The organism is Tamlana crocina (assembly GCA_040429635.1).
In the GTDB taxonomy this organism is placed as follows: Bacteria; Bacteroidota; Bacteroidia; order Flavobacteriales; family Flavobacteriaceae; genus Flavisericum; species Flavisericum crocinum.
In genome coordinates this window covers 3741990-3752971 of sequence record CP158972.1, presented here as the reverse complement: position 1 = coordinate 3752971, position 10982 = coordinate 3741990, and the positions used below count along the sequence as shown (strand labels likewise).

The following is a 10982-nucleotide window of genomic DNA, read 5'->3' as shown; positions in this document are numbered from 1 at the left end:
TGTCGCCTTTAATGGTACCCGGGGCGTGCATCACTACTACATCAATGTCTTCGGGGTTTTTATCGCCCAATGCCATTTTCATCGATTTCTGAAAACATTTTGCGTCGCTCGAAATGGAAATATTGTGTTTTAAAATTTCGGTGGCATAGCCATAGCCCGTAATTAATGCCAAGGCGTTGCTTTGTTCACCTTCTTCCAAACAAGCCATGGAAGCGCCTTCGCCCAAAACCATGGTGTTTTTGGTTTTGTTGAAGTCTAATGCCCGGCAGGGGTAGAGGTTAATGTTACCTTGAGCGGAGTCGAAAGGTCTCGACTTCGCTCGACCTGACAAATCATATTTAGAATAAATTTTCAGAGCCTGCATCTGCGCAATGGTAAATGGAGTTAGCGGCGCTTCACTGCCGCCCACCAAAAATTTATTGCACATGCCCGAATTAATCCATGCAATGCCATTAAGTAAGCTGTGCAATGCTGTGGAACAAGTGATGGAATGGCTAATTTCGGGGCCTTCGGTTTGCAAATCGTGACCTACCCACGACGAAATATTGCCCAAAGTTGTGGTGGGCGAACTTAAAGTTTCGGCTTTGTTATTTTTTAAAAAAGACTCGTGATAGTTTTCAAAAAGGGCTGTGGCACCGCGAGACGAACCGATATTGATTCCAAAATTATCCGAGGGTTTCCAGTTCGCCTGTTTTACCGCTTCTCGTGAGGCGTACATGGCAAAAAGGACGGTGTCGTCCAACGATTTGTATTTGGAATCCGATTCTCTCAATATTTCAATGTCCGCTTTGGCTTCCTTTGGAATTTCGGCCACAACAACGTCTTTGCCTAATACCGATTTTTTAGTCAAGTAATGGTTTTCGTTTTTGTAACTTTTCCAAGCTTCCGCAGAAGATTTTCCTAATGGAGAAATGGATGAAATGGCCGTTATGGAGATTGGTTTTTGCATAGTTTTGTCATGCTGTCCAGACGGTTTTCTGGACTGATTCGGAATCTCAAAAATTTGGTGAGCGAATCCTGTTTATATTTTAGCCTGCAAATTTACACTATTGATAAAGATTCTTCGATAACTCGGTACACTTTTTCCAATTCATGGTTGGTAATCACATAAGGGGCTTGTATGTAAATGGTATTGCCCAAGGGGCGTAAAAACACGCCGTTGTCCATAAAAAACTTAAAGAGTTTATCGCGGAGGTTACCGTAGCGTTGCATTTCTACATCTAAATCGAGGGCGAAAATGATTCCGGTTTGCCGGATGGATTTCACTTTGGGGTGATTTTTTATTCGGTTTCCAAAGTTTTCGTGTGATGCCGTAATTTCTTTTATTCTACCTTGAATGTTTTCGGTTTGCAATAATTCAATACTTGCCAAGGCTGCGGTACATGCCAAAGGGTTGGCCGAGTAGGTATGCCCATGGAACAGCCCTTTGGCAATATTGTCGCTATAAAAAGCATCATAGATTTTTTGTGAGCATGTGGTAAGTGCCATGGGCAGCAATCCGCCAGTTAGTGCTTTGCTTAAACACATCACATCGGGTGGCGTTTCCATGTACAGCGAAGCGAAATGTTTCCCGGTTTTGCCGAAGCCTGTCATCACTTCGTCGGCAACGGTAATGATGTTATGGTCTGTGCAGAAATTTAAAATTTGGTTCAGTCCTTCGGTATTGTGCATTTTCATGGCTGCGGCACCTTGTACCAAGGGTTCGTAAACAAAACCGGCCACTTGGTGTGTTGATGCCAAATTTCGTAAAGTGTTTAATATGTCATCGTGATTTTTTCCATTGGGCACGGGAATGCGTTCCACTTTTAAAAAGAAGTCCTCAAAAGGCCCGTTGTATACAGAAAGTCCCGAAACGCTCATAGCACCAAAGGTGTCGCCGTGGAAACCGTCTTCAAAAGCGATTAAAGTATTCTTTTTATTGCCGTTGTTAAAATGATATTGCAGAGCCATTTTAATGCCAATTTCTACAGACGTGGAGCCGTTATCGCTAAAAAAAATTTTGTTTTGGTTTTTGGGCAGAATGTTTATGAGGGCTTCGCTGAGTTCTATAGCAGGTTTGTGGGTGAATCCGCTAAAAACCACTTGGTCCAATTGCTGCATTTGTTCGGACACCCGATGGGTAATGTATTCATTGCAGTGCCCGTACATACAGGTGTACCATGAGGCGATGGCATCGATATATTTATTGCCGTTTTCGTCGGTCAATGTGCAACCTTTAGCCTTAGTAATAGCCAAAGCTTCAGGGTGCAATTTGTGTTGCGTTAACGGATGCCAGAGGTGTTTTTTGTCGCGTTCTTGTAAATTCATATTTTTTATTTCTGCGAAGGCAGGAATCTTTTAATTGTTAATCTTTTTTGTGGATTCCTTCCCGACAGCTACAGCTTCTCCCTAAATCGTTCCGCATATTCCTTTATCACATTTTGGTCAAAATAGGGTTCTTCTTCAATCCTTCCGATAATAGGAATATTGGTCATTTTTTCGATGATGGATTCGGTGGTTTTGTGTTCGTTTCCACTGAAAATAATGGACACATCAAAGCCTTTTTCCTTTAATAAATTGACCGTTAAAAGCGTATGGTTGATGCTGCCCAAATAGTGGCGCGATACCACGATGACTTTAAAATCGGGTTGGATAATATTTAAAATGGTTTCTTTGTCGTTCAATGGAACCAGTAAGCCACCTGCGCCTTCTATGACCAAATGATTTTTGGTTTTAGGCGCATTTATATTTTTTAAGTCTATGGTAATGCCATCAATTTCGGCTGCGATGCGGACTCATAGGCGTGTTAAGGGCATAGGTATTGGGGTGAAATTGTGATTTTTTATTGGAAACCAAACGCTCCACTTTATGGGTGTCGCTATGGTCTAAATCGCCAGCCTGTATGGGTTTCCAATAATCGGCTTCCAAGGCTTCGGTAACGATGGCCGAAGCTACGGTTTTGCCCACCTCGGTTGATATTCCTGTTATAAAGTATGTTTTATTTTTCATTGAATTTTTTTAAGAGGCTACGAATGCACGAATCTATTTTGTAGTTATTGGAAAATGATTCGTGAATTAGTGGTAAAAATCATTTTAAATCGAATTCCGTGTTACAATTTTCGCATTTGTACTTGTGCCTGGTGTAAAAAGGCAACGATGAAAATAATACACCAAAAATAAAAGCAAAAAAGGACTTGGCATCTTTTATGGTTGAAAAGAGCTCAATGTTTTCGCTGTTACAATTAGGGCATTGTATGGTGTTGCCATCATCGTCAACCGAATATTTTTTAATGGACGCCAAAATATGTTGGGCTTCCAAGGCTTGTCGCGATAACACTTTAAGTTTAACGCCGCCAATGGCGTTGCTCACCAGTGGGTCGGTGTCGATGGTGAAATTATCCTGCATAAACACCTGAATGCCTTCGGCCTCCAGCCGGCCTTTTACAATTTGGGCTTCGGTGGAGTATTGAAATCGGGCTATGGTTTTAAATGTATCGCTCATTGATGCTTAATGTGTTGCGTCATGCTGAACCACAAAAATAGAAAGTCGCTGTAAAACTTCCGAAATTTCCTTTTTAGAATTGTAACTGTGTAAACAAAACCGCAACCGTTCCTGCCCCTTGGGTACGGTAGGTGATAAAATAGGCTTTACATCAAAACCGCTTTTTTGGATTTGTTGGGCGATGTGTTTCACCGTTTCGTTTCCCGGAATGATGCAACAATGTATGGCAGAATGACTTTCGATAAAGCTGTTGTTAAGGTTGTTTTTAACCATTTCAGATTTAAAAAACGCAATATTATCTTGTAGCTTATTTATACTTTCGGTTTTGGATAATTCGTTGTAAGCCGATTGAATGGTCGCTAAACTATGTGGGGGCAAGGCTGTGGTATAAATAAAGGAGCGCGAAAAATTCACCAAAAATGCTTTTAGACTATTGCTGCCCAAAATGGCGGCGCCGTGGCAGCCCATGGCTTTTCCAAAAGTGACGATGCGAGCGAAAATATCGTGTTCAAGTTGTAACTGTTGTATTAATCCAGTGCCGTTTTTACCAAAAACGCCAATGGCATGGGCCTCGTCAACCACCAAGTAAGCGTTGTGCTTTTTGCATAATTCTGAAAGCCCAACGAGGTTTGGGGTGTCGCCATCCATGGAGAATACCGATTCGGTAACGATGTAAATGTTATGGTGCGATTCTGAAACAACCTTTTGACTCCGCTCAAGGTGAGAAGGTTCAGAATGACGAAGAATTAGTTTTTCCAAATCCTCCAAATCATTATGTTTAAACTTGTAACCTTTGGCGTTGCTCATCGATATGCCATCGCGAATGGAAGCATGGATTAGTACATCATATATAATAACATCGCCACGTTGCGGTACGCTTGAAAAAAAGCCAATATTGGCGTCGTAGCCTGAATTGAAAATCAAAGCCGATGCGCTGTTGTGGAATTGGTAAAGTAGGCTTTCAACCACATCGTAAAGTTGGTGGTTTCCGGAAAGCAAGCGCGACCCCGTGGCTCCGTTTTGTTTTATGTGGTTTTTAATTAAAAACTGGTGGGCATTATTGAAAATCGTTTCGTTTTTTGAAAACCCCAAATAATCGTTTGATGAAAAATCCACTAAACCAGACGGCGTTCCCAATTCTCGAAAAGCGTTGTTTTCTTTGCGATTTTCTAATTTTTGCACAAGTTTTTTAGGAAATTCCATAGAGCAAATGTATGCAAAATTTGTACTTTTGGTTCTATTCAAAACAGATATACCATGAAAATATACGCCGTTCTTTTACTTTCCATTCTATCGTACGCGGGTTTTGCCCAAAACAATTACATTGTAAAAACCGAAGACGGTAGGCGTGTATTGTTGAAAGCTGATTACACTTGGGAATATATTGATTTGGAGGCTCCGAAACAGGCTGAAGAAGTACTTGTTGAGGCTGGGCTCGAAGAGGATGGCTGTAATGTGCCGGCAGATTTTGAAGAACCAAAATTGAATGGTAAGGTTCAAAATCAACTAAAAAAAGGCCGAGCCACTATTGATGATGTAAAAAAGAAAGTGGCCAAAGATTACAATTGTACCGTTGATGAGGTGATTTTGTTGTGGGCATCCGAACGTAAATCGAACGGAAAATATACGTTTTGCGCCAACGGTACCAAAGTAACTTACAAGCGCAATGGCTTTGTTATTATTGAAAACGGGAAGCTATTTTAAAGTTAGAAACCATTTTCATTATGATTCTAATAGATTTACAATTCACAAAAGCAAACAAATAACGTTATGGTGCAGCTGCATACAATAGACTATGTACTAATAGTTCTGTTTTTTTCAATTACATTATTTATTGGATTTTGGGTGTCAAAAAAATCGGGAGAAAATTCATCCGAATATTTTCTGTCAGGACGCTCCATGCCTTGGTGGCTTTTGGGACTCTCTATGGTGGCCACCACATTTTCTACCGATACGCCAAACCTTGTTACTGATATAGTAAGAACCAACGGAGTTTCCGGAAACTGGGTATGGTGGGCTTTTTTGCTTACCGGTTTGCTTACGGTTTTTGTTTATGCCAAGTTATGGCGTAAATCGGAAGTGAGTACCGATATCGAGTTTTATGAGTTGCGCTATGGCGGAAAACCAGCCCGTTTTTTGCGCGGTTTCCGTGCAGTGTATTTGGGAGTGGTGTTCAATGTTTTGGCGATGTCGGCCGTAACTCTAGCAGCTATTAAAATAGGAGGTATTATGTTGGGGTTGGAACCTTGGCAAACTGTTATTATAGCTGGTTTGGTAACGGTTGTTTTTAGTGCCATAGGAGGTTTTAAAGGTGTGGTGTATACCGATTTTTTACTCTTTTTTGTGGCGATGACAGGCTCAGTTGGTGCGGCATATTACTTGGTTAATCTTCCGGAGGTGGGTGGTATGGCTGCCTTAATTGAAAATAATCAAGTAACTGATAAACTCTCGTTGCTCCCAGATTTTAACGATACAAATTCGCTTATTGTTTTGTTGATTATCCCTTTGGCAGTGCAATGGTGGAGTGCATGGTATCCTGGAGCAGAGCCCGGCGGTGGTGGGTATATTGCCCAGCGAATGCTTGCCGCAAAAGACGAAAATCATGCTATTGGGGCTACTTTCTTTTTTAATATTATGCACTACGCCTTACGTCCTTGGCCATGGATTATTGTGGCTTTGGCTTCATTAGTGGTGTATCCCGATGTGGCCAGTATCCAACAAGCATTTCCAAATGTTACTGAAAGTAAATTGGGGCATGATTTGGCCTATTCTGCTATGCTTACCAAATTACCAGCAGGTTTATTGGGGGTGGTTTTGGCATCGTTGGCAGCACTTACATGTCAACCATTTCTACACATTTAAATTGGGGGTCTTCATATATTGTTAACGATTTTTATATTCAGCAGATTAATAAAAATGCTACCGAAAAACAGAAGGTTGCTGTAGGTAAAATTTCAACAGTAATTTTAATGGTTTGCAGTGCATTGCTGGCGTTGGTACTTCAGAATGCATTACAGTTGTTCGATATTATTTTGATGTTTGGAGCTGGAACAGGACTCATTTTTATATTACGCTGGTTTTGGTGGCGCATCAATGCGTGGAGCGAAATAGCAGCTATGTTTTCATCGGGTATTATTTCAATCTTATTGAATTTTACAACCTTGGGAACATACTTTTTTGGAGAAGAGAGTAGTGTGTTTCCAACTTGGGCCAAATTTCCATCAATAGTATTGGTAACAACCATTTTGTGGTTGGTCGTTACCTTTTTAACCCAACCGGAAAGTAAGGACGTGCTACAGTTGTTTTATAATAAAATACAGCCTGGTGGGCCAGGATGGAAAAAAGTGGTTGATGAAGCTGCAACTGAAAACATTACCATAGTAACAACTAAAGAAGGCTGGAGTGTGCCTTCGGGCATTCTAGCTATGCTCTTTGGGTGTGCGCTTATTTATAGTTGCTTGTTCGCTACAGGATATTGGATTTATGGTGAGTTTAATCTTGCTGTAATATTTACCGGTACAGCTCTAATTTCTGCGGTATTATTGATTAAAGTCTGGAAAGAAGTAAAAAGTACAGTTCTGTAATTTGCTGCAGAATCCTTGTCTGGTTTTGTTAAGTAAATTGAAAATCAATCCTTTTAAAAAGAAGGATTGATTTTTAACACATACCCCATTTTTTTTAACGTTAAACTAATCGAAAAGACGTAAATTTACATATGTTTGCTTTAGTAGATTGTAATAACTTTTATGCCTCATGCGAGCGGGTGTTCAACCCGAATTTGCAGGGGAAGCCCGTTGCTATTTTAAGCAATAACGATGGCTGTGTTATTTCGCGAAGCGATGAAGCCAAAGCATTGGGGTTGCCCATGGGGGCGCCTATTTTTAAATGGGAAGGCTTTTGCAAGGCCAACAACATTCAGGTGTTTTCTTCCAATTATCCGTTGTACGGCGATATGAGTAGCAGGGTAATGAAAATCTTGGAACAGTTTACGCCCGATGTTGAAGTGTATAGCATCGATGAGGCTTTTCTTCAATTTAAAGGATTCCATAATTACAATTTTAACGAGTATGCCACCCAAATCAGGAGTCGGATTTTAAAATGGACGGGTATTCCAACCTGTGTAGGTATCGCACCAACCAAAGCTTTGAGCAAAGTGGCCAATAGGATAGCGCGTAAATTTCCGAAGCAAACCAAAGGCATTTATGTGATAGATTCTGAAGAAAAGCGTATTAAAGCTCTAAAGTGGATTAAGATTGAAGATGTTTGGGGCATTGGCCGAAGATTGAGCAAAAGGCTTCAGGCTAAAGGTTGTAAAACGGCTTACGATTTTACGCAATTGCCAGATGAATGGGTTCGGAAAACCTTTTCAATAACCGAGTGGAAATTGAAAAAAGATCTAGAAGGCAATTCGAAAATAATTTTGGACGAGCCCCAAAACAAACGGGCCATAGCCACCACCAGAAGTTTTGAATATACATATTCGGATATCGATAATATAAAAGAGCGCATTTCTACCTTTGCCACCGCTTGCGCCGAAAAATTGAGGCAGCAAGGTTCCAGTTGCCACATGATTATTGTGATGTTGAGCAGCGATAGGCATAAAAAAGATTTGCCACAACATCGAACAAGTAAAAGTATTAGCTTATCTTACCCAACCAGTTCTTCTTTGATTATAAGCCAGTGTGCGGTTGATGCCGTAACAGCTATTTTTAAGGAAGGCATTAAGTACAAACGGGCGGGTGTAATCGTTACGGGTTTGGTGCCGACCAATAACCATCAGTTACAGTTATTCGATAAGGAAAACCCCAAGCACCAACCCTTAATGCAGTCTATTGATTTTTTAAACTCAAAATACAAAAGCCATAAAATAAAATTGGGCAACCAAGACTTAAAGCGTACATGGAAAATGCGCCAAGAGCGATTGTCGCCGCGGTACACCACAAACATTAACGATATTATTTTAGTAAGATGATAGCACACAGATCTGGAAGTTTAACGTTTTTTACCCCGCAAACCATTGATGGTGCTGCGGCATTTTTTTGATGCTGGAATTTCGGCAGGGTTTCCTTCGCCGGCTGAAGATTTTAAAGAGCAGCGTTTGTCTTTGGACGAAGAGTTGGTTAAAAATAAAGAAGCGACCTTTTATGCCCGTGTAAGTGGCCAATCGATGATTGGGGCAGGGCTAGAGGATAACGATCTTTTGGTAATTGATAGAAGTTTGGAGCCTTCAAACAATAAAATAGCCGTTTGCTTTTTGGATGGCGAATTACAGTAAAGCGTTTGCGTGTTTCGGGAGGCGAGGTGTGGTTGCAGCCCGAAAATCCTGATTATCCTATCATTAAAATTACGGAAGACAATAATTTTTTAATTTGGGGCATTGTAACCAATGTGATAAAAAAGGTTTGAAAATACGGCTTAACGGCATAAAAAAACGCGAAACCTAAGTTTCGCGTTTTTATTTATGTTGTGTAATGAAATTTAGTCTGCTAAAACAATCACTTTGTTGTCTTTCATTTCAACAGTTCCGGAATTGATTTTCAATAGGGTTGTATTGTTCTCTCCTTTTGAAAAGTTGTCCTCAACATCGGCGTTTAAGGTCACTGCTCCAGAAATTTTAATAAAGCCTTCCTTTAAAGAAGAAACAATAGCTGCGTGGTTGTTCAACATTTGAAACTCACCATTTACACCTGGTACGGCTACGGCGTCTACTTCGCCGCTAAATAGTGTAGCTTCTGGTGATACGATTTCTAAATACATATTTCTTAGTCTTTAGTTTGTGGTCTTTAGTTTGTAGTCACCGAAAAACTGCGACTGAAAACTGTCAACTAATTTTACGCCTCAGCTAACATTTTTTCGCCAGCTTCAATAGCTTCCTCGATAGTACCTTTAAGGTTGAAAGCTGCTTCTGGAAGGTGATCTAATTCACCGTCCATAATCATGTTAAAGCCTTTAATGGTTTCTTTAATATCAACCAATACTCCTGGAATACCTGTAAACTGCTCAGCTACGTGGAATGGTTGAGACAAGAAACGTTGTACACGACGTGCACGACCTACGGCTAATTTATCTTCTTCTGATAATTCTTCCATACCAAGGATGGCGATAATATCTTGTAGTTCTTTATAACGTTGCAATAACTCTTTTACACGTTGTGCGCAATCGTAGTGCTCTTTTCCTAAAATTTCTTTAGTCAAGATACGAGAAGTAGAATCCAATGGGTCTACTGCAGGGTAAATACCAAGCTCGGCAATTTTACGAGATAATACTGTTGTGGCATCTAAGTGGGCAAAGGTTGTTGCAGGCGCTGGATCCGTTAAATCATCCGCAGGTACGTAAACCGCTTGTACAGATGTAATCGATCCTTTTTTAGTTGAAGTAATACGCTCTTGCATCGCACCCATTTCTGTTGCCAAAGTTGGTTGGTAACCTACCGCAGAAGGCATACGACCTAAAAGTGCAGATACCTCTGAACCTGCTTGTGTAAAACGGAAGATGTTATCAACGAAGAAAAGTACATCTTTTCCTTGTCCGTCGCCAGCACCATCACGGAAATACTCAGCAATAGTCAATCCAGAAAGCGCCACACGAGCACGTGCTCCAGGAGGTTCGTTCATCTGTCCGAATACGAAAGTCGCTTTCGATTCTTTCATTTTAGATTTATCTACTTTCGATAAATCCCATCCGCCTTCTTCCATAGAGTGCATAAAATCTTCACCGTAACGGATAATTCCAGATTCCAACATCTCTCTTAAAAGGTCATTTCCTTCACGAGTTCTTTCACCTACACCGGCAAAAACCGATAAACCACCGTGACCTTTAGCAATATTGTTGATCAACTCCTGGATCAATACTGTTTTACCTACACCAGCACCACCAAATAATCCAATTTTACCACCTTTTGCGTAAGGCTCAATCAAGTCGATTACTTTAATACCGGTAAATAAAACTTCAGTAGAAGTTGATAATTCATCAAACGCAGGAGCTTGACGGTGGATAGGCAAACCAGCTTCACCAGCTTTTGGTAAATCACCTAATCCGTCAATAGCATCACCAATCACATTAAATAAACGTCCGTAAACAGCATCGCCGATAGGCATTTGTATTGGGGCTCCAGTAGCAATAACTTCTGCGCCTCTGCTTAAACCATCAGACGAATCCATTGCGATAGTTCGAACGGTATCTTCTCCAATATGGGATTGTACTTCTAATACTAAAATAGAGCCATCAGGTCTTTTAATTTCTAATGAATCGTAAATTTTTGGAAGTTCAGAACCCGCACCGAATTCAACATCGATAACCGGACCTACTATTTGTGCAACTTTACCTGTAACTTTAGACATTACTTATTTGTTTAATATTATGCGATTTAATTGTGTGAAAACTGTTTTGGTTTTCGGCTGCAAAGATATACCTTTTAATTTAAAATAAAAGTTGTTTTTCTAGGTTTTTTGGAATAAAAAAACACCCTCATTTCGAGGGTATTATATAAATGTTTATCTGC

General features: G+C 40.4%; 7 protein-coding genes and 4 pseudogenes. 4 read left to right on the top strand and 7 right to left on the bottom strand.

The genetic code is table 11. From position 1 onward, the window contains the following. Position 1: 1 nt before the first annotated feature. The 5 genes and pseudogenes from ABI125_16315 to ABI125_16295 all read right to left on the bottom strand — a co-directional run bounded on the left by ABI125_16315 (position 2) and on the right by ABI125_16295 (position 4684). Positions 2-949: pseudogene (locus ABI125_16315) on the bottom strand (beta-ketoacyl synthase N-terminal-like domain-containing protein). Between the two features lie 92 nt (positions 950-1041). Further along, a complete protein-coding gene (gene bioA, locus ABI125_16310) occupies positions 1042-2307 on the bottom strand; it encodes an adenosylmethionine--8-amino-7-oxononanoate transaminase (GenBank protein XCF06265.1) in 1266 nt (421 codons plus the stop codon). A 68-nt stretch (positions 2308-2375) separates the two neighbouring features. Beyond that, positions 2376-2988 (bottom strand): annotated as a pseudogene (gene bioD / locus ABI125_16305) (dethiobiotin synthase). 79 nt (positions 2989-3067) lie between these two features. Further along, positions 3068-3481 (bottom strand): DUF2007 domain-containing protein, encoded by a 414-nt coding sequence (locus ABI125_16300; GenBank protein XCF06264.1) that lies wholly within the window; start codon positions 3479-3481, stop codon positions 3068-3070. A gap of 6 nt (positions 3482-3487) precedes the next feature. Beyond that, a complete protein-coding gene (locus ABI125_16295) occupies positions 3488-4684 on the bottom strand; it encodes a pyridoxal phosphate-dependent aminotransferase family protein (protein XCF06263.1) in 1197 nt (398 codons plus the stop codon). Positions 4685-4738: 54 nt separating this feature from the next. Between ABI125_16295 and ABI125_16290 the strand changes: the two genes are divergently transcribed. The 4 genes and pseudogenes from ABI125_16290 to umuD all read left to right on the top strand — a co-directional run bounded on the left by ABI125_16290 (position 4739) and on the right by umuD (position 8887). Continuing rightward, on the top strand, positions 4739-5185 hold the full coding sequence (locus ABI125_16290) for a DUF3157 family protein (protein ID XCF06262.1): 447 nt from the start codon (positions 4739-4741) through the stop codon (positions 5183-5185). A gap of 66 nt (positions 5186-5251) precedes the next feature. Continuing rightward, a pseudogene (locus ABI125_16285) lies at positions 5252-7065 on the top strand (sodium:solute symporter family protein). A 131-nt stretch (positions 7066-7196) separates the two neighbouring features. Beyond that, a complete protein-coding gene (locus ABI125_16280) occupies positions 7197-8453 on the top strand; it encodes a Y-family DNA polymerase (protein XCF06261.1) in 1257 nt (418 codons plus the stop codon). After that, positions 8450-8887, top strand: a pseudogene (umuD, locus tag ABI125_16275) (translesion error-prone DNA polymerase V autoproteolytic subunit). Before ABI125_16280 ends, umuD begins: the two are co-directional and overlap by 4 nt. A gap of 72 nt (positions 8888-8959) precedes the next feature. Here umuD and ABI125_16270 read toward each other — a convergent pair. Together ABI125_16270 and atpD are read right to left on the bottom strand one after the other, a co-directional pair. Further along, complete coding sequence (locus tag ABI125_16270; protein XCF06260.1) at positions 8960-9238, bottom strand: F0F1 ATP synthase subunit epsilon; 279 nt, start codon at positions 9236-9238, stop codon at positions 8960-8962. A 74-nt stretch (positions 9239-9312) separates the two neighbouring features. Further along, positions 9313-10821 carry a F0F1 ATP synthase subunit beta gene (gene atpD / locus ABI125_16265; GenBank protein XCF06259.1) on the bottom strand — a complete coding sequence of 503 codons (1509 nt, stop codon included), beginning with the start codon at positions 10819-10821 and terminating at the stop codon, positions 9313-9315. Positions 10822-10982 lie beyond the last annotated feature (161 nt).